The organism is Nocardioides caricicola (assembly GCF_039541135.1).
GTDB lineage: Bacteria > Actinomycetota > Actinomycetes > Propionibacteriales > Nocardioidaceae > Nocardioides > Nocardioides caricicola.
Window position 1 is genome coordinate 194,581 of sequence record NZ_BAABFQ010000008.1, and the last position, 18,626, is coordinate 213,206.

General features: G+C 71.2%; 22 protein-coding genes. 13 read left to right on the plus strand and 9 right to left on the minus strand.

Features of this window, described 5'->3' with window-relative positions:
• Positions 1-2: 2 nt before the first annotated feature.
• The 8 genes from rpsC to rpsJ all read right to left on the minus strand — a co-directional run bounded on the left by rpsC (position 3) and on the right by rpsJ (position 4,483).
• Positions 3-848, minus strand: coding sequence for a 30S ribosomal protein S3 (rpsC, locus tag ABD875_RS18535; protein WP_345180941.1), 846 nt, complete (start codon positions 846-848; stop codon positions 3-5).
• A complete protein-coding gene (gene rplV, locus ABD875_RS18540; RefSeq protein ID WP_345180943.1) occupies positions 848-1,270 on the minus strand; it encodes a 50S ribosomal protein L22 in 423 nt (140 codons plus the stop codon). The genes rpsC and rplV overlap by 1 nt, the downstream gene beginning before the upstream one ends.
• Positions 1,267-1,548, minus strand: a complete 282-nt coding sequence (gene rpsS, locus ABD875_RS18545; RefSeq protein WP_343909183.1) for a 30S ribosomal protein S19 — start codon at positions 1,546-1,548, stop codon at positions 1,267-1,269. The genes rplV and rpsS overlap by 4 nt, the downstream gene beginning before the upstream one ends.
• A gap of 5 nt (positions 1,549-1,553) precedes the next feature.
• Positions 1,554-2,390, minus strand: coding sequence for a 50S ribosomal protein L2 (gene rplB, locus ABD875_RS18550; protein WP_345180946.1), 837 nt, complete (start codon positions 2,388-2,390; stop codon positions 1,554-1,556).
• A gap of 29 nt (positions 2,391-2,419) precedes the next feature.
• The gene (rplW, locus tag ABD875_RS18555; protein WP_243058887.1) at positions 2,420-2,725 is read right to left on the minus strand and encodes a 50S ribosomal protein L23; all 306 of its coding nucleotides are present in this window, start codon (positions 2,723-2,725) and stop codon (positions 2,420-2,422) included.
• A complete protein-coding gene (rplD, locus tag ABD875_RS18560; protein ID WP_425576199.1) occupies positions 2,722-3,303 on the minus strand; it encodes a 50S ribosomal protein L4 in 582 nt (193 codons plus the stop codon). The genes rplW and rplD overlap by 4 nt, the downstream gene beginning before the upstream one ends.
• Before the next feature lie 203 nt (positions 3,304-3,506).
• The gene (gene rplC / locus ABD875_RS18565; RefSeq protein ID WP_345180951.1) at positions 3,507-4,163 is read right to left on the minus strand and encodes a 50S ribosomal protein L3; all 657 of its coding nucleotides are present in this window, start codon (positions 4,161-4,163) and stop codon (positions 3,507-3,509) included.
• Positions 4,164-4,174: 11 nt separating this feature from the next.
• Entirely contained in the window at positions 4,175-4,483 is a 309-nt protein-coding gene (gene rpsJ / locus ABD875_RS18570; RefSeq protein WP_008360994.1) for a 30S ribosomal protein S10, read from the minus strand.
• 386 nt (positions 4,484-4,869) lie between these two features.
• Here rpsJ and ABD875_RS18575 point away from each other — a divergent pair, with 386 nt between their 5' ends.
• From ABD875_RS18575 to ABD875_RS18605, 7 genes are read left to right on the plus strand one after another with little or no spacing between them, the layout of a single operon-like run.
• A complete protein-coding gene (locus ABD875_RS18575; RefSeq protein ID WP_345180954.1) occupies positions 4,870-5,994 on the plus strand; it encodes an NAD(P)H-dependent amine dehydrogenase family protein in 1,125 nt (374 codons plus the stop codon).
• On the plus strand, positions 5,991-6,482 hold the full coding sequence (locus ABD875_RS18580; protein WP_345180956.1) for a carboxymuconolactone decarboxylase family protein: 492 nt from the start codon (positions 5,991-5,993) through the stop codon (positions 6,480-6,482). Before ABD875_RS18575 ends, ABD875_RS18580 begins: the two co-directional genes overlap by 4 nt.
• 23 nt (positions 6,483-6,505) lie before the next feature.
• On the plus strand, positions 6,506-7,627 hold the full coding sequence (locus tag ABD875_RS18585) for a hypothetical protein (protein ID WP_345180959.1): 1,122 nt from the start codon (positions 6,506-6,508) through the stop codon (positions 7,625-7,627).
• Positions 7,624-8,223 (plus strand): DUF4129 domain-containing protein, encoded by a 600-nt coding sequence (locus ABD875_RS18590; protein WP_345180961.1) that lies wholly within the window; start codon positions 7,624-7,626, stop codon positions 8,221-8,223. Before ABD875_RS18585 ends, ABD875_RS18590 begins: the two co-directional genes overlap by 4 nt.
• Positions 8,220-9,317: a DUF4350 domain-containing protein gene (locus ABD875_RS18595; protein WP_345180963.1), complete on the plus strand. Its 1,098-nt coding sequence runs from the start codon at positions 8,220-8,222 to the stop codon at positions 9,315-9,317. Before ABD875_RS18590 ends, ABD875_RS18595 begins: the two co-directional genes overlap by 4 nt.
• Positions 9,314-10,279: an AAA family ATPase gene (locus ABD875_RS18600; protein ID WP_345180965.1), complete on the plus strand. Its 966-nt coding sequence runs from the start codon at positions 9,314-9,316 to the stop codon at positions 10,277-10,279. Before ABD875_RS18595 ends, ABD875_RS18600 begins: the two co-directional genes overlap by 4 nt.
• A complete protein-coding gene (locus ABD875_RS18605; protein ID WP_345180968.1) occupies positions 10,276-11,568 on the plus strand; it encodes a DUF58 domain-containing protein in 1,293 nt (430 codons plus the stop codon). Before ABD875_RS18600 ends, ABD875_RS18605 begins: the two co-directional genes overlap by 4 nt.
• Here ABD875_RS18605 and ABD875_RS18610 read toward each other — a convergent pair.
• Complete coding sequence (locus ABD875_RS18610; RefSeq protein ID WP_345180970.1) at positions 11,565-12,560, minus strand: stage II sporulation protein M; 996 nt, start codon at positions 12,558-12,560, stop codon at positions 11,565-11,567. The genes ABD875_RS18605 and ABD875_RS18610 overlap by 4 nt on opposite strands.
• Positions 12,561-12,582: 22 nt before the next feature.
• On the opposite strand from ABD875_RS18610, the gene ABD875_RS18615 reads away from it, so the two are divergent.
• From ABD875_RS18615 to ABD875_RS18640, 6 genes are all read left to right on the plus strand, one after another.
• On the plus strand, positions 12,583-13,314 hold the full coding sequence (locus ABD875_RS18615; protein WP_345180974.1) for an alpha/beta fold hydrolase: 732 nt from the start codon (positions 12,583-12,585) through the stop codon (positions 13,312-13,314).
• Positions 13,315-13,319: 5 nt separating this feature from the next.
• Complete coding sequence (locus ABD875_RS18620) at positions 13,320-14,129, plus strand: RDD family protein (protein WP_345180976.1); 810 nt, start codon at positions 13,320-13,322, stop codon at positions 14,127-14,129.
• On the plus strand, positions 14,126-14,827 hold the full coding sequence (locus ABD875_RS18625) for a tetratricopeptide repeat protein (RefSeq protein ID WP_345180979.1): 702 nt from the start codon (positions 14,126-14,128) through the stop codon (positions 14,825-14,827). The genes ABD875_RS18620 and ABD875_RS18625 overlap by 4 nt, the downstream gene beginning before the upstream one ends.
• Before the next feature lie 329 nt (positions 14,828-15,156).
• Positions 15,157-16,557, plus strand: coding sequence for an ABC transporter substrate-binding protein (locus tag ABD875_RS18630; RefSeq protein WP_345180981.1), 1,401 nt, complete (start codon positions 15,157-15,159; stop codon positions 16,555-16,557).
• Between the two features lie 186 nt (positions 16,558-16,743).
• Positions 16,744-17,706 carry a carbohydrate ABC transporter permease gene (locus ABD875_RS18635; protein ID WP_345180984.1) on the plus strand — a complete coding sequence of 321 codons (963 nt, stop codon included), beginning with the start codon at positions 16,744-16,746 and terminating at the stop codon, positions 17,704-17,706.
• Positions 17,706-18,623: a carbohydrate ABC transporter permease gene (locus tag ABD875_RS18640; protein ID WP_345180986.1), complete on the plus strand. Its 918-nt coding sequence runs from the start codon at positions 17,706-17,708 to the stop codon at positions 18,621-18,623. The genes ABD875_RS18635 and ABD875_RS18640 overlap by 1 nt, the downstream gene beginning before the upstream one ends.
• The last annotated feature ends 3 nt before the right edge of the window (positions 18,624-18,626 follow it).

Here is an 18,626-nt window from a genome sequence, read left to right on the forward strand (position 1 = left end):
GCTCAGGCCTCCTTCGGAGTCTCAGCGGCCGGCGCTGCGGACTCGGCCGGAGCGTCAGCGGTCGGAGCGGCGTCGCCACGGTCCGAACGCGTCGGACGGTCGCTGCGCGAGCCACGGGTCGGACGGTCGGCGCCACGGGCACCGCCGCGGGCGCCGTCACGCGCACCGCCGCGGCCGGGGACACCGGCGCGGGCAGCGGCCTGAGCCTGGCGCTCGGCACGGGTGCCGGCGACCTCGCCCTTGTAGATCCAGACCTTCACGCCGATGCGGCCGAAGGTCGTGCGGGCCTCGTAGAAGCCGTAGTCGATGTCGGCACGCAGCGTGTGCAGCGGGACGCGACCCTCGCGGTAGAACTCGGTGCGCGACATCTCGGCGCCGTTGAGGCGGCCGGAGCACTGGATCCGGATGCCCTTGGCACCCGAACGCATCGAGGTCTGCATCGCCTTGCGCATGGCGCGACGGAACTGCACGCGGCCCGACAGCTGCTCGGCGACACCCTGGGCGACCAGCTGCGCGTCGATCTCGGGGTTCTTGACCTCGAGGATGTTCAGCTGGACCTGCTTGCCGGTGAGCTTCTCGAGCTCGCCGCGGATGCGGTCGGCCTCGGCGCCGCGGCGGCCGATGACGATGCCCGGGCGGGCGGTGTGGATGTCCACGCGGACCCGGTCGCGGGTGCGCTCGATCTCGACCTTGGAGATGCCGGCCCGCTCCATGCCCTTGGAGAGCAGCTTGCGGATCGCGACGTCCTCACCGACGTACGACTTGTAGAGCTTGTCGGCGTACCAACGGCTCTTGTGGTCGGTCGAGATGCCCAGGCGGAAACCGTTCGGGTTGATCTTCTGACCCATTACTTCTTTCCACCCTTCTTGGCAGCGACGTCAGCCGGCTGCACGACGAGCGTGATGTGGCTCGTCCGCTTGTTGATGCGGGTCGCGCGGCCCTGGGCCCGGGGGCGCCAGCGCTTCATGGTCGGACCCTCGTCCACCTGCGCGTTGGAGATCACCAGGTCGCCGCGGTCGAGACCCTCAGTGGTCTCGGCGTTGGCGATGGCGCTCTCCAGCACCTTGTAGACGGTCTCCGAGGCGGCCTGCGGCGCGAACTGCAGCAGGGCCAGGGCCTCGTCGACGGGGAGGCCGCGGACCATGTCGACGACACGGCGGGCCTTCATCGGGGTGATCCGCTGGTAGCGGGCACTCGCGTAGGCGCCCGGCTGGTCGCCCAGGAGCGACTCGCGACGCGCGCTGGTGCGCATGCGCTCAGTGGTGCTCATCGACGGCGTCCCTTCCGGTCTTCCTTGACGTGTCCGCGGTAGGTGCGGGTCGGGGCGAACTCCCCGAGCTTGTGACCGACCATCGCGTCGGTCACGAACACGGGAACGTGCTTGCGACCGTCGTGCACGGCGATCGTGTGACCGATCATGTCCGGCACGATCATCGAGCGGCGCGACCAGGTCTTGATGACGTTGTGGGTGCCCTTCTCGTTCTCCGCGTCCACCTTCTTCTGAAGGTGGTCGTCGACGAAGGGGCCCTTCTTCAGGCTGCGAGGCATCTCAGTTACTTCCTACCCTTGCCGGTCTTGCGACGGCGGATGATCTGGGAGTCGGAGGCCTTGCGCTTGCGCGTGCGGCCCTCGGGCTTGCCCCAGGGGGAGACCGGGTGGCGACCACCGGAGGTCTTGCCCTCACCACCACCGTGCGGGTGGTCGACCGGGTTCATGACGACACCGCGGACGGTCGGGCGCTTGCCCTTCCAGCGCATACGGCCGGCCTTGCCCCAGTTGATGTTCGACTGCTCGGCGTTGCCGACCTCGCCGACGGTGGCGCGGCAGCGCACGTCGACGTAGCGCATCTCGCCCGACGGCATGCGCAGCGTGGCGCGCGAGCCCTCACGAGCGACCAGCTGGGCGCTGTTGCCGGCCGAGCGGGCGATCTTCGCGCCGCCGCCCGGACGCAGCTCCACGCAGTGGATGGTGGTACCGACCGGGATGTTGCGCAGCGGCAGGTTGTTGCCGGGCTTGATGTCGGCGTTCGGGCCGGACTCCACGCGGATGCCCTGCGCCAGGTCCTTCGGCGCGATGATGTAGCGCTTCTCGCCGTCGGCGTAGTGCAGGAGCGCGATGCGCGCGGTGCGGTTGGGGTCGTACTCGATGTGAGCGACCTTGGCCGGAACGCCGTCCTTGTCGTAGCGACGGAAGTCGATGATGCGGTAGGCGCGCTTGTGACCGCCACCCTGGTGCCGGGTGGTGATCCGGCCCTGGTTGTTGCGGCCGCCCTTCTTGGGCAGCGGACGCGTCAGCGACTTCTCCGGAGTGGTCCGGGTGATCTCGACGAAGTCGGCGACCGACGAGCCGCGACGGCCCGGGGTAGTCGGCTTGTACTTACGGATAGCCATGTCTCAGTCCTCGTTATCCAGCTGCCCGGTCAGGAGACCGGACCTCCGAAGATGTCGATGCGGTGGCCCTCGGCGAGGCTGACGATCGCGCGCTTGGTGTCCTTGCGCTTGCCGAGACCGTTGCGGGTCCGGCGCGTCTTGCCCTGGCGGTTGATCGTGTTGACCGACGTCACCTTGACGTTGAACACCTTCTCGACCGCGATCTTGATCTCGGTCTTGTTCGCGTCCGGGTGCACCAGGAAGGTGTACTTGTTCGCGTCGAGGAGCGAGTAGCTCTTCTCGGACACGACCGGCGCGAGCAGGATGTCGCGGTGGTCCTTGTGCAGGGTGCTCACTTGGCAGCCTCCTCGGTCTTGGCGGTGCCGTTCACGAAGGCGTCGTAGGCGCCCTGCGTGAACACCACGTCGTCAGCGGCCAGCACGTCGTAGGTGTTGAGCTGGTCGACGGCCACGATGTGCACCTGCGGCGCGTTGCGCAGCGAGAGCCAGGTGACCGAGTCGGTCCGCTCGAGCACGACGAGGAAGCGGTCACGCTCGGCGAGCGTCGACAGCGCCGCGAGCGCGGTGCGGGTCGACGGCTTCTCCGCGGCGATGATCGAGTCCACGACGTGGATCCGGTCGTTGCGGGCCCGGTCGGAGAGGGCACCGCGCAGGGCGGCGGCCTTCATCTTCTTGGGGGTGCGCTGGTCGTAGCTGCGCGGCTGCGGGCCGTGGACGGTGCCACCGCCGGCGAACTGCGGCGCGCGGGTCGAGCCCTGGCGGGCGCGGCCGGTGCCCTTCTGCTTGTAGGGCTTGCGGCCACCACCGCGGACCTCGCCGCGGGTCTTGGTGGCGTGCGTGCCCTGGCGAGCAGCAGCCTGCTGGGCCACGACGACCTGGTGGATCAGCGGGATGTTGAGCTCCACGTCGAAGATCTCGGCGGGGAAGTCGACCTTGACGGCCTTGGGGGCGGCCGGCTTGGCGGCAGCCTTCTTGGCGGGGGTCTTCTTCGCGGCGGGCTTCTCAGCAGCCGGCTTCTCGGCCGTCTTCTTCGCAGCGGTCTTCTTGGCCGCGGTCTTCTTGGCGGGCTTCTCGGCCGCCGTCTCCTCGGCAGTGGTCTTCTCGTTCTCAGCCATGATCAGACCTCCGTCTTCTTGGCGGCCGAGCGCAGGACCACGAGACCACCCTTGGGGCCGGGGACGGCACCCTTGAGGAGGATCAGGCCCTTCTCGACGTCGACGGCGTGCACGGTGACGTTCTGGGTCGTGACGGTGTCAGAACCCATCCGGCCGGCCATGCGGACGCCCTTGAACACGCGACCGGGCGTGGCGCACGCGCCGATCGAGCCCGGCTTGCGGTGGTTGCGGTGCGCACCGTGCGACGCGGAGACACCCGCGAAGCCGTGGCGCTTCATCGTGCCCGCGAAGCCCTTGCCCTTGCTGGTGCCGGTCACGTCGATCTCGTCGCCGGCGGCGAAGGTGTCGACGGGCAGCTCCTGGCCGACGGTGTACTCCGGCGCGGTGGCGGTGCGGATCTCGACCACGTGGCGGCGCGGGGTGGTCCCGGCCTTGCCGAAGTGGCCGGCCTGCGGCTTGTTCACCTTGCGGCCGTCGATCTCACCGAAGCCGACCTGGATGGCGTTGTAGCCATCGGCGGCGGGGGTGCGGACCTGGGTCACCACGTTGGTGCCGGCCGCGATCACGGTCACGGGGACGACGCGGTTGTTCTCGTCCCAGAGCTGGGTCATGCCGAGCTTGGTGCCCAGCAGGCCCTTCACATTGCGTTCGAAAGTCATGTCAGGCGACCTCAGAGCTTGATCTCGATGTCGACGCCGGCAGGCAGGTCGAGGCGCATCAGCGAGTCGACGGTCTTCGGCGTGGGGTCGATGATGTCGATGAGGCGCTTGTGCGTGCGCATCTCGAAGTGCTCGCGGGAGTCCTTGTACTTGTGCGGCGAGCGAATGACGCAGTAGACGTTCTTCTCGGTCGGCAGCGGCACCGGGCCGGCGACCTTGGCACCCGTGCGGGTGACCGTGTCCACGATCTTGCGCGCCGAGGTGTCGATCACCTCGTGGTCATAGGCCTTGAGCCTGATGCGGATCTTCTGTCCCGCCATAGGTAGCTCGTCCTTCTCCATCAGTACCGCGTGCTTGTCCCGGGACGTCCTCCGAATTGAGTCGGTCCCACCCCGTGCTTCCCATCCCGCCCCGGCTCCGACCCCCGCGGTCGGGCGTGTCGTGCTTGTTTCGCACAACACGAGACCGGGATCTCGCTGGTGTTGGATGGCGCCCGACGGTTCGTCGAGCAGATCGGGTCTCCAGGTTCGGTGCGGCACATGCCGACGACTGACCTGTCAGGAGACGCGATTCAGAAGTCAAGATGTGGTGCACCCCGGCAACCCAGCCGAAGCAACCGGACTATCTTGGCAGAGATCCCGCAGCAGGCCAAATCGAACCGACCGATGCCATTCCGGGGCCCGCCGCGCTCGGCTATGGTCCCTGCATGGCGGACGAGAACACGTTCTATTCCGGTGCCTCCGGGGCGGGTACGACGGTACCCGTCGCGGTGTGGGGCACCGGCAACATGGGTCGCGCGGCGATCCGCTCGGTGGCGGCCCACCCCGGCCTCGAACTCAGCGCGGTCATCACGTCCTCCCCCGAGAAGGCCGGCCGCGACGCCGGCGACCTGGCGGACCTGGGCCGCGACCTCGGCGTCCTCACCACCACCGACGTCGACGCCGCACTCGGCGGTGCGCGGGCCGTCGCCTACATGGCGTCGGGAGACATCCGGCCGGACGCCGCCCTGGAGGACGTGGCGCGCTGCCTGCGGGCCGGGCGGGCCGTGGTCACCCCCGCGCTGTACGCGCTCTACGACCACCGCAGCGCCCCGGACGAGGTGACCGCTCCCCTGCTGGACGCCGCCAAGCAGGGGGCGTCCGCGTTCTTCGCCAGCGGGGTCGACCCGGGCTGGGGCAACGACGTGCTGCCGGTGCTGCTCAGCGGGCTGGCCGGCACCGTCGAGGAGGTGCGTTGCCAGGAGATCTTCGACTACTCGACCTACGACCAGCCCGACTCGGTGCGGTTCCTGGTCGGGATGGGCGAGGCGATGGACTACGAGCCGCCGATGGTGGCGGCCGGCGTGCCCACGATGGTCTGGGGCGGGCAGGTCCGGATGATCGCCCGCGCGCTCGGGGTCGAGCTCGACGAGATCCGCGAGACGCTCGAGCGGCGCCCGCTGGACACCGACGTCACCAACGGCATGGGCCTGTTCGGCGCGGGCACCCAGGGCGCGCTGCGCTTCGAGGTGCAGGGCCTGGTGGCGGGCGAGCCGCGGATCGTGGTCGAGCACGTGACCCGCATCGACCCCGGCTGTGCACCCGACTGGCCGGTGCCACCGGACGGCGGCGCGGGCGCGCACCGCGTCGTCATCGAGGGCCGGCCACGCATCGAGGTGAGCCTCGAGGCGACCGACGAGGGCGGCAACAGGGCCGCCGGCGGCAACGCCACCGCCGCCAATCGCCTGGTCAACGCGATCCCGTGGCTGACCACCGTCGAGCCGGGCCTGTACGACGGCCTCGACGTACCTCTCTCGCCCGCCCACGGGCGCATCGGAAGGAGCACCTCGTGATCGTCGACGTCCCGGAGGGCAAGGACCCGATCATGTACGTCTGGGGCGAGATGGTGCCGGGCATCGGCGTCCCCGCCTCGAAGTTCTCGATGGCCGTCTACGAGCACTCGACGCTCGGGCTGCGCGAGTTCGAGGCCGCGCGGCTGCGCATCGCCCAGATCAACGGCTGTCTGTTCTGCCAGGACTGGCGCACGGAGCGGGACGGCACCAAGGTCGAGGAGACGTTCGCCGACGCGGTCACCGACTGGCGGATCACCCCCGACTTCGACGAGCGCACCCGGCTCGCGGCGGAGTACGCCGAGCGCTACGCCGAGGACCACCACGGCCTCGACGACGGGTTCTGGACCCGGATGAAGACGCACTACACCGACAAGGAGATCGTCGAGCTGTCGATGTGCCTGGGCTCGTGGCTGGCCTTCGGCCGGCTCAACCACGTGCTCGGCCTGGACGCCGCGTGCGTGCTCCCGAGTCACCTGGCCAGCCACTAGCGTCCAGCCACTAGGTTGGGCCCATGTCGGGCGACCAGGGGTACCCGCCGCCGGGGCCTCCGCCGCCCGGCTGGCAGCCCCCGCCTGCGCCGGCCCGGGCACCCTGGCCGCTGCCGCAGTGGGCCGCGCCGTCGCCGCCGCCCGGTGTCCCACCCGGTGTCCCACCCGGTGTCCCGCCCGGGTTCGCCCCCGGGATGCTCGGCGCCGCCCACAAGCCCGGCGCCATGCCGCTGCGCCCGCTGGCGCTCGGTGACATCTACGACGCGGCGTTCCGCATCATCCGCTTCAACCCGAAGGCGACCGTCGGGTCCGCGGTCCTCGTGACCGCCGCGGCCATGGCGGTCCCGATCGTCGTCACCGCGATCTTGACGGTCCTGGTCGACTTCACCGCCGACGCCGGTGGCGAGATCACCACGGCCGAGCTGATCGCGGTGGTCGGCAGCTTCGGCTCGCTGACGATCGGCGCGCTCCTCCAGTCGGTCGGCATCGTCCTGGTGACCGGGATGATCGCCCACGTCACCGCCGCCGCGGCGATCGGGCGCCGGCTCACGCTCGGCGAGGCGTGGTCGGCGACGCACGGGTCGCGCTGGCGGCTGATCGGGCTCACCCTCCTGCTCGCGCTGGCGACCCTCGCGCTCGTCGTGGCGTACGTCGTGCTGTGGATCCCGGTCGTGCTGCTGCTGCCGACCTGGGCGATCGTGGTGTTCGGGATCGTGTCCGTGCCGGCGTTCACGGTGCTCATGCTGTGGTTCTGGATCCGCGTCTACTACCTGCCGGTCCCGGCGCTGATGATCGAGCGGACGACGGTGTTCCGGGCGATCGGTCGCGGCTACCGCCTCACGTCGCGGCAGTACTGGCGCACGTTCGGCATCGGTGTCCTCACGTTGGTCATCGTGCAGATCGCCGGCGGCATGCTGTCGTTCCCCTTCACGCTGGCGGCCCAGATCGTCGGCGCCGGCGTGGTGTCGTCGCAGTGGGCGCCGCTGCTCGTGGTCGTGCTGTCCGCGGTGGGCTCGGTGCTCGCGGCGGCCTTCACCGCGCCGTTCACGGCCGCGGTCACCTCCTTGCAGTACCTCGACCAGCGGATGCGCAAGGAGGCGTACGACGTCGAGCTGATGGCCCAGGCCGGGATCACCTCCTCGTGACCGAGCCCCCGCTCGACCCGTCGGGAGACGAGGCGCGCTCGCTGTTCGAGCGCGAGCTGGTGCGTCCGGAGTACCACGACCGCGACGTCTTCCAGCAGCTCCTCGACTGGATCGGCCGGGCGATCGACGACACCGTCAACGCCGCGTCCGACGCGCCGCCCCTCTCGACCTTCGCCGCGATGGTCGCGTTCCTCGCGCTCGCCACCGCCCTCGCGCTGTTGCTGTCGCGCGCGCGGCGTACCGCTCGGGTGGCGAAGGAGCGGCGCGCGGTCATCACCGACGAGACCCTGACCGCGCGCGAGCTGCGTGAGCGCGCCGAGCGCGCCCTGGCCGAGGGCCGGAACGCGGACGCGGTCGTCGACGGCTTCCGCGCGCTCGCCGTCCGCCAGGTCGAGCACGGCCTGCTCGACGACCTGCCCGGCGCGACCGCGCACGAGGTCGCGACGGCGGTCGGCGCCGCGCACCCCGGGCAGCGCCAGCGGGTGGACGTCACCGCAGCGCTCTTCGACTCCGTCCGGTACGGCGACCGGCCGGCGACCAGCGCCCAGGCCCGTGGCGTGCTGGAGCTCGACGACGTCCTGGCGGGCCGGCCATGAGGCGGCACCGCTCGGCCCTGCTGATCGTCGCCGGCCTGGTGGTCGCGGTCGTCGTGGTCCTGGTCGGCGGCACCGCCGACCGGCGCGCGGGCTACCTCGACCCGGCCAACCCCGACCCCGACGGCGCCCAGGCGCTGGCGCGGGTCCTGGCCGACCAGGGCGTCGACGTCACGGTGGTCCGAGACGCGGACGCACTCGAGGCGACCGACGCCGACGGCGCGACGGTGCTGGTCACCTCCACCGACCAGCTCGGCGAGAGCACGATCGGCCGGCTCCGGACCCACGCCCGCGACGCTCGGCTGGTGCTCGTCGAGCCCGGACCGGGCACGACCGGCGCGTTCGGGATCGCCGACCTCCCCTTCTCCGTGGCGATCGACGAGCCCCGGCCGGCGCGCTGCACCGACCCGACGTACGCCGGGCTCTCGATCGAGGTCGACGAGGCGTCGGAGTACCCCGCCGACGGTGGCTGCTTCCCCGGGAAGTACGGCGCGCTGCTGGTGGAGCCGCGCGACGGGCTGGTGCTGATGGGCGCCGGCGAGGCGCTCACCAACGACCAGGTGCTGCGCGCCGAGAACGCGGCCGTCGTGCTCCGGCTGCTCGGCCAGCAGCAGCGGCTGGTCTGGTACGTCCCGACGGTGGAGGACCTGGTGGCCGACGACGGCGTCAGCCTGACGACGCTGCTGCCGGACTGGCTGCGGCCCACGCTGTGGCTGCTCGTCATCACGAGCCTGGTGCTGCTGCTCTGGCGCGCTCGGCGGCTGGGCGCGCTCGCCCGCGAGCCGCTGCCGGTCGTCGTGAAGGCGATCGAGACCACGCGGAGTCGCGGCCGGCTCTACCGCAAGGCCGGCGACCGGGCACACGCCGCAGCCGCGTTGCGCTCGGCGGCGCGCGTGCGCGCGGCGGACCGGCTCGGTCTCGGGCCGCAGGCCGACACCGCGACCCTCGTGCGCGACCTGGCGCGGCACACCGGGGTGCCGCTCGAGGAGGTCGACATCCTGCTCGGCGCGAGCGCGCCGGTCCCCGCCACCGACCACGACCTGATCACCCTGGCCAACCGACTGGCCGAGCTCGACAGAGAGGTACGCCGACCATGACCGAGATCCCTGCAGGTGACGCGCGCGAGCGGCTGGCCGCCGTACGCACCGAGGTGGCGAAGGCCGTGGTCGGCCAGGAGGCCGCCGTCTCCGGGCTGCTCGTCGCGCTGCTGTGCGGCGGGCACGTGCTGATGGAGGGTGTGCCGGGGGTGGCGAAGACGCTGCTCGTGCGCACCCTGGCGGGCGCGCTGTCCGTCGACACCCGGCGGGTGCAGTTCACCCCCGACCTGATGCCCGGCGACATCACGGGCTCGATGGTGATCGACAGCAAGCAGGGCGAGCTCCGCTTCCGCGAGGGCCCGCTGTTCACGAACCTGCTGCTCGCCGACGAGATCAACCGGACGCCGCCGAAGACGCAGTCGGCGCTGCTGGAGGCGATGGAGGAGGGGCAGGTCTCCGTCGACGGCGTCTCGCGACCGCTGCCCCGGCCGTTCCTCGTCGCCGCCACGCAGAACCCGGTCGAGTACGAAGGGACGTACCCGCTCCCCGAGGCGCAGCTGGACCGGTTCCTGCTCAAGGTCGTGCTGCCGATCCCGGACCGGCAGGCCGAGCTGGAGATCCTGCGCCGGCACGCCGCCGGCTTCGACCCGCGCGACATCACCGGCGCCGGAGTGACGCCGGTCGCCGGGGCGGCCGACATCGAGGCCGGACGGGCCGCGGTCGGGCAGGTGCAGGTGTCGCCCGAGGTGGCCGGCTACATCGTCGACATCGCCCGCGCGACGCGGGAGTCGCCGTCGCTGAGCCTGGGGGTCAGCCCGCGTGGCGCGACCGCCCTGCTGCGATCGGCGCGCGCGTGGGCCTGGCTGACCGGCCGCGACTTCGTCACGCCGGACGACGTGAAGTCGCTGGCGCACGCGACGCTCGTGCACCGGCTCGGCCTGCGCCCCGAGGCCGAGCTGGAGGGTGTCGACGTCGCACAGGTGCTGGCCTCCGCCCTCGGATCGGTGCCCGTGCCTCGATGAGCATCTCCGGTCGCGTCCCGCTGCTGCTGCTCCTCGGAGTGGTGGCGGTCGTGCTGCGCCCGGGCATCGGCACCATGTGGCTCTGGGTGCTCGCGGTCGCGCTGCTGGTCGGGCTGGACCTGCTGCTCGCCCCTTCCCCCGCGGCCCTGACGATCGTCCGGTCGCCGGCGGGCACGGTGCGGCTCGGCCAGCCCACCGAGACCCGGCTGCTGGTCACCAACACCTCCCGCCGCCGGGTGCACGGGCTGCTGCGCGACGCCTGGCAGCCGTCGGCCGGCGCGACCGGGAACCGGCACCGCCTCCAGCTCGACGGCGGCGGCCGGGCCGTCCTGCGGACTCCGCTGCTGCCGCGCCGGCGCGGCGACCTGCGCGCCGTCGGCGTCACCGTGCGCCTGCGCGGTCCGCTCGGCCTGGCGGCCCGGCAGCGCACGCAGGTGGTCGAGGGGACGGTCCGCTCGCTGCCGCCGTTCGAGTCGCGCAAGCACCTGCCGAGCCGGCTGGCCCGGCTCCGCGACCTCGACGGCCGGGCGGCGATCCGGGTGCGCGGCCAGGGGACGGAGTTCGACTCGCTGCGCGAGTACGTCCGCGGCGACGACGTGCGGTCCATCGACTGGCGGGCGAGCGCCCGCAACCGCAACGTGGTGGTGCGCACCTGGCAGCCCGAGCGCGACCGCCGCGTCGTGCTGGTGCTCGACACCTCGCGCACCTCGGCCGGCCGCGTCGGCGACGTACCCCGTCTGGACTCGGCGATGGACGCGGCGCTGCTGCTGTCGGCGCTCGCCGCGCGGGCCGGCGACCGGATCGACTTCGTGGCCGGGGACCGGCGGGTCCGCGCCCGGCTGCGGTCGGCGGGCGCCCGCGACGTCGCCGCGAACCTGCAGGAGGTGATGGCCGACCTCGAGCCGGTGATCGCCGAGGCCGACTGGGGCTCGCTGGCCGGCGCGGTCACGGGCTTCGGCCGCCAGCGCGCACTGGTCGTGCTGCTGACCCCGCTGGAGCCGTCGGCGGTCGAGGAGGGCCTGCTGCCGGTGCTGCCCACGCTGACCCACCACCACCGCGTGGTGCTCGCGTCCGTGCGCGACCCCGCGCTCGAGGAGCTCGCGGCCCGCCGGTCGACCGTCGACGAGGTGTACGACGCCGCCGCGGCCGAGCAGGTCATCGACCGGCGCCGGCACACCGCGGGACTGCTGCGCGCGCTCGGCGTGGACGTGGTCGACGCCGACGCCGAGAAGCTGCCGCCGGCGCTGGCCGACCACTACCTGGCGCTGAAGGCGCGGGGACTTCTCTAGGCCTGGGTCGCGACTCGGTCCTCCAGCAGCGACGCGTCGACGTCGCCGGTCTGGCCGCGGTGGAACGCCTGGCGGCCGAGCACGAACACGTACGCGAAGAACACGGCCTCGGCGAGGATCCCGATGCCGACGCGGGCCCAGGTGGGCAGGCCGGACGGGGTCACGAACGCCTCGATGACGCCGCTGACGAACAGCACCGCGACCAGGCCGAGCGCGACCGTGCCCGCCGTCCGGCCCTCGCGGGCGATCGACTGGGAGCGGGTCAGCTCACCCGGCTCGACCCACGACCAGAACAGCTTGAGCCCGACGCCGGCGGCGACGAAGACCGCGGTCAGCTCGAGCAGGCCGTGCGGCAGCAGCAGCCCCCAGAAGTGGGCGCCGTGGTCGTGCCGGATCATGATCGAGCCGAGGATCGCGACGTTCGCCATGTTCGTGAAGAGCAGGTAGACGATCGGGAACCCGAGGATCCCGAGCGCCAGGCAGAGCGCGGCGACCCACGCGTTGTTGACCCACACCTGCGCCGCGAAGTGACTGGCGGCGTACTCGCTGTAGTAGTCCTCGAAGTCGTGGTTGACCAGCTGGTCGACCTCGGCGGGCGAGAGCAGGCTCTGCTCCACGAGCGGGTGGTCGAGCAGCCACCAGATCATCACGCCGGTCACGACCACGTTCACCACGAGCGTGGTGATCCACCACCACCGCAGCCGGTACAGCGCGGCCGGGAAGCGGTCGGTGAAGAACAGCTGCACGCCGCGCCAGGTTCCCGTGCGGCCGCCTGCGGCGCGGTTGCGCGCTCGCGAGAGCAGCGACGACAGGTGCGCGACCAGTGACGGGTCGGGCGCCGAGGTGCGGACGACGGAGAGGTGCGTCGCGACCTGCTGGTAGCGCTCGACCAGCTCGTCGGCCTCGGCCCCGGTGAGCCGGCGCTTCTTGGTGAGGGCCTCGAGGCGTTGCCACTCGAACGCGTGCGCGGCGACGTACGCGTCGAGATCCATGACGAGAGCCTAGGGTGCGCAGGTGACCGCGAGCGACCTCCTCCGGCTGCCCGACGGCAGGTCCGCGCAGTTCTGGGACAGCGGGGGCGACGGGCCGGTGGTGCTGTTCTTCCACGGCTGCCCTGACACGCGGCACGCCGCGATGACCGGCGCCGACGCGGCCGCCCGGACCGGTGCGCGGCTGGTCGCGGTGAACCGCCCTGGATACGGCCGCTCGGACCGGCACGCGTCCTCCCACGCCACCGTCGCCGACGACGCGGTCGCCGCCGCCGACCTCCTGGGCATCGGCCGCTTCGCGGCGCTGTCGATGTCGGTCGGCGCGCCGTACGCCCTGGCGTGCGCGGCGCGCCACCCCGACCGGGTCCGCACGCTCGGGCTCGTGGCACCACCGGAAGAGCGGCCCCGCGAGGACGACGGACGCGTCCGGCCCGAGTTCGAGGCGTGGGTCGCGCGCCTCGACCCGGCCGACCCGGACGACGCGGCCCTGGCCGCGCGGTTCCTCGCGGAGCTCCCGCCGACCGACGCGGCCCTGCTCGCGTCGCGTCGTACGCCGGAGCAGGTCGCGGCCTCGGTCCGCGAGGCACTGACGGACCACGACGGCTACCTGCGGGACGCGGCCCTGCTGTTCCGGCCCTGGGACGCGACGCTCGCCGACGTCCGCTGCCCGGTGCACACCTGGCCGAACGACCCGGCGGCCCACTTCAGCACGCTGCTGGCCGGCTGGGATCAGATCCTGCGGACGCTCCTAGACTGAGCGCGATGGCCGGCCCCGAGTTCGCGACGCTCACGACCGACGACCTCGTCACCGGCGAGGCGGTCGCCCTCGACCTGCCCCCGGCCAGCCTCGGCACCCGCATCGCGTCCGGCCTGATCGACGTCACCGTGACGGTCCTGCTGCTGGTCGCGCTGGTCATCGGCCTCGCGATCGCGGCCGTGCAGACGTCCGAGGCGCTGATCGAGGTCGCGATGCTCGCGTCGGTCATCGTCTCGTTCCTGGTCTTCCCCACCACGATCGAGACGCTGACGCGCGGCAAGTCCCTGGGCAAGCTGGCGTTCGGGCTGCGCACCGTCCGCGACGACGCCGGTCCGATCTCCTTCCAGCACGCGTTCGTGCGGGCGCTGATCGGCGTGGTCGAGATCTACGTCTTCATGGGTGGTCCGGCGTTCTTCTCCGCGCTCGTCAGCTCGCGCGGCAAGCGGCTGGGCGACTACGCCGCCGGCACCTACGTCGTCCGCGAGCGGGTCCGGCTGCGGCTCGACCCGCCCGCCCCGATGCCACCCCAGCTCGCCGCCTGGGCCGCGAGCGCCGACCTCGCGTCGCTGCCGACCGGGCTCGCGCTCGCCGTCCGTCAGTACCTCGGGCGGCTGCCGCAGATCGACCCCGCGTCGCGCGCCGCCATCGGCGCCCAGCTGGCCTCCGCCGTCAGCGAGTACGTCGCTCCCCCGCCGCCGCCCGGCACGCCGCCCGAGGTCTTCCTCGGCGCGGTCGCCGCCGCCCGGCGCGAGCGGGACGCGGCGCGCCTCGCGCGTGAGGCCGACCTCCGCCGCCGGCTGACGGCACGCCGATGACGAACGTCAACGCCCTGTGGGACTTCGACGACCCGGCCGGCTCCGAGCAGCGGCTCCGCGAGGCGGCCGACGTCGCCGAGGGCACCGAGCGGCTGGTGCTGCTGACCCAGGTCGCCCGCGCGCTCGGCCTGCAGGAGCGGTACGACGACGGCCACGCCCTGCTCGACCACCTGGCCGTCGGTGACCACGAGGTGGCCGCCCGCGTCTCCCTGGAGCGCGGGCGGCTGCTGCGTTCCTCGGGCGACCCCGACGCGGCGCGACCGCACTTCGACGCCGCTGCGGCGCACGAGGGCAACGACGCGCTCCGCATCGACGCGATGCACATGCAGGCGCTGGTCGCTCCTCTCGAGCAGCGGGTCGCGATCAACGAGCAGGCGCTGGAGGTCGCGCTCGGCTCGGACCAGCCCGAGGCCCGCGACTGGGACGCCTCGCTGCTGAACAACATCGGCATGGCGCACGCCGACGCGGGTGACCTCGAGGCCGCGCTCGCGACGTTCGAGAGAGCCCTCGCGGCCCGTGAGCGGATCGGCGACGACGCGCGGACCCGGGTGGCCCGGTGGATGGTCGGCTGGGCGTTGCGCCGACTCGGCCGGACCGCCGAGGCGCTCGCCGTCCAGCGCGCCCTCAAGGGCGAGCTCGACGCCATCGGCGCCACCGACCCGTACGTCGACGAGGAGCTGGCCGCTCTGGGCGGCTGACGGGCCGGTCGGCGGCGGTCCGCGCCGTCCGGATTCCGCAAGTTATGCGGCGCTCCAGCCTGTTCGCCGGACTCTGAGAGCGCTCAACCGGATCAGACCGGGGAGATTGCGGTTTCAAAGAGGTGGAGATCGTCCGGTTGAGGGCCGTTCCCTGATACTTTCGTCCGGCGGTGGGAGCGTTCCCACGTAAATGTGACTCGCGTTACAGAAACGTTATTGCGATCGCTTGACGCCGTTCCGCGTAAACGTTTGCATCATCATCGACGGAGCGGGTTACGGGCACGCGGACCCAGGACGGACCTGCTACAAACGCAGAGAGGAATGCACGCATGCGATCACGCAACACGCGCCGGGGAATGGCCGTTGCTGCCGTTCTCGTGAGCGCCGGGCTCGTACTCGCCGGTTGCGGTGGGAGTGACGACGACGGCGACACCGAGGCTTCTGGCACCTCGCCGGGCGAGGGCAAGGCGGGCTGCGAGCAGCTCACCCAGTTCGGCGACCTGACGGGCAAGGAGGTCACGCTCTACACCTCGATCGTGGCTCCCGAGGACCAGCCGTACAAGGACTCCTTCAAGCTGTTCAGCGACTGCACCGGCGCGGAGGTCGTCTACGAGGGCTCCAAGGAGTTCGAGACCCAGCTCCCCGTGCGCGTCGAGACCGGCAACCCGCCGGACATCGCGTTCATCCCGCAGCCCGGCCTGCTCCAGTCCCTCGTCCGCGACTACCCGGACGCGGTCAAGGAAGCGCCGCAGGAGGTCTCCGACAACGTCGACGAGTTCTACGGCGAGGACTGGAAGACCTACGGCACCGTCGACGACGTGTTCTACGCGCCGCCGCTGACCGCGAACGTGAAGTCGTTCGTCTGGTACTCCCCGAAGGTGTTCGCGGACAACGGCTGGGCCATCCCGACCACGTGGGACGAGATGCTCGCCCTGTCCGACGAGATCGCGGCCACCGGCATGAAGCCGTGGTGTGCGGGCATCGGCTCCGGCGAGGCGACCGGATGGCCGGCCACCGACTGGCTCGAGGACGTGCTGCTGCGCACCGGCGGCGCGGACGTCTACGACCAGTGGGTCAGCCACGAGCTGCCGTTCAACGACCCGGCCGTGGTCGAGGCGCTGGACACCGTCGGCGGCATCCTGAAGAACGACGACTACGTCAACGGCGGCTTCGGCGACTTCAAGTCGATCGCGAGCACCGAGTTCACCGACGGCGGCCTGCCGATCGCGCCGGAGAAGGGCGAGCCGGAGTGCGCCATGCACCGCCAGGCGAGCTTCTACGCCGCGAACTGGCCCGAGGGCACCGAGATCGGTGAGGACAAGGACGTCTTCGCGTTCTACCTGCCGCCGATCGACCCCGCGCAGGGCAGCCCCGTCCTCGGCGGTGGCGAGTTCGTGACCGCGTTCAGCGACAGCATCCAGACGCAGGCGCTGATGACCTACATCTCCGGTGGCGAGTGGGTCAACGAGAAGGGCAAGGCGACGCCGAACGGTGGCTTCGTCAGCGCGAACAAGAACCTCGACATCGCCAACGTCGCGAGCCCGATCGACAAGGCGTCCGTCGAGATCCTCCAGAACCCCGACGCGGTCTTCCGCTTCGACGGCTCGGACCTGATGCCCGGCGAGGTCGGCGCAGGTTCGTTCTGGAAGGAGATGACCGCGTGGATCGGCGAGGACCAGGACACCCAGTCCACGCTCGACAACATCGAGGACTCCTGGCCCGAGTCCTGACGTAGCGCTCCGGGGCCGGCCACCGGCCGGCCCCGGACCTACGCACCGGCTCCGTCTCGCCGGGCCGCGACGCCCCGCCCTTCCCGGGCCCCGCGTCGCGGCCCGTCGGGACGTGCACCATCGTCTGACCCGTCCACCCCGGCCAGGGAGCCGCCGCTCGTTGGCCCGAGTCCACCGGGAGTACCTGTGTCCACAGGTGAGAAGTTCGTCCAGATGTTCATCGCGATCGGCCTGTTCTTCGGCGTGGTCGCACTCATCCTGCTGCTGACGTCGCGACTGCGCTCGCGCAAGGGCGAGCTCGTGCAGTCCGCCACGTTCGTCCTGCCCGCGGTCCTCATGGTCGCGTTCGGCCTGCTCTACCCGGCCCTGTCCACGGTCAAGCGCTCCTTCCAGGACCGGCTCGGCCAGGAGTGGGTCGGATTCGAGAACTACTCGCGGATCTTCACCGACGACGAGCAGGTCCGGGTCCTCATCAACACGGCGCTGTGGGTGATCCTCGTGCCGACCCTGGCCACGCTGATCGGCCTCGTGTACGCCGTCCTCGTCGACCGCGCGCGCTTCGAGAAGTTCGCCAAGGCCCTGATCTTCATGCCGATGGCGATCTCGCTGGTCGGCGCCTCGATCATCTGGCGCTTCGTCTACGACTACCGCGACAGCGAGCGCGACCAGATCGGCCTCGCCAACGCGATGCTCAAGTTCCTCGGTTTCGACACCTACCGCTTCCTGCAGGACGCGCCGTGGAACACCTTCTTCCTGATCGTGATCATGATCTGGGTCCAGGCCGGGTTCGCGATGACCATCCTCGCGGCCTCCATCCGGGCGATCCCCGACGACATCGTCGAGGCCGCCCGTCTCGACGGCGTCGGTGGTCTGAAGATGTTCCGGTACATCACCGTGCCGAGCATCCGCCCGTCGCTGATCGTGGTGCTCACGACGATCAGCATCACCACCTTGAAGGCGTTCGACATCGTGCGCACCACCGTCGGTGGGAACTTCGACACCAGCGTGATCGCGTACGAGTTCTACCGCCAGAGCTTCGTGACCCGCGACAAGGGACTCGGCGCCGCGCTCGCGACGCTGCTCTTCGCGCTCGTCATCCCGATCGTCGTCTACAACGTCCGTCAGATGCGCAAGCTGGAGGCCCGCTGATGAGCACCGCCGTCACCGATGTCGAGCAGACTGTCGCCAAGGAGTCCGTCTCGAGCAGTGCGCACCGGGCGCTGTCCTCGCCGTTCGCCTCGCTGGCCGCGATCGTGCTCGCGGTGCTGTGGACCATCCCGACCGTCGGCCTCTTCATCACGTCGTTCCGCGAAGAGGGCGACATCAACGACAGCGGTTGGTGGACCGGTCTGACGGGACCGTTCACGCTCGACAACTACGACCAGGTCCTGCACGGCTCGGACACGAACTTCGCGACCTACTTCGTGAACTCGATCGTGATCACGATCCCCGCGGTGCTGATCCCGATCAGCATCGCCACGATGGCGGCGTACGCGTTCGCCTGGATGAGCTTCCCGGGCCGGAACCTGCTGTTCGTCGCGATCTTCGCCCTGCAGATCGTCCCGATCCAGGTCACGATGATCCCGCTGGTCACGACCTACGTCGACTGGGGTCTGGCGGGGCCGGAGGCTCCCGGCGGGGGCTTCTACACGATCTGGCTGTCGCACTCGATCTTCGCGCTACCGCTCGCGATCTACCTGCTGCACAACTTCATGAGTCAGATCCCGGGCGAGCTGATCGAGTCGGCACGCGTCGACGGCGCCGGCCACGTGCAGATCTTCAGCCGCATCATGCTGCCGCTGATGGCGCCCGCGATCGCGGCGTTCGGCATCTTCCAGTTCCTGTGGGTCTGGAACGACCTGCTGGTCGCGCTGGTCTTCAGCGGTGGCAGGCTCGAGGTCTCGCCGCTGACCGTCCGGCTCGCCGAGCTGTCCGGCACCCGCGGCCAGGACTGGTTCCTGCTGTCCGCCGGCGCGTTCGTGGCGCTGGTCGTGCCGCTGATCGTGTTCCTGTCGCTGCAGCGCTTCTTCGTGCGCGGCCTGCTCGCAGGCTCCGTCAAGGGCTGACGG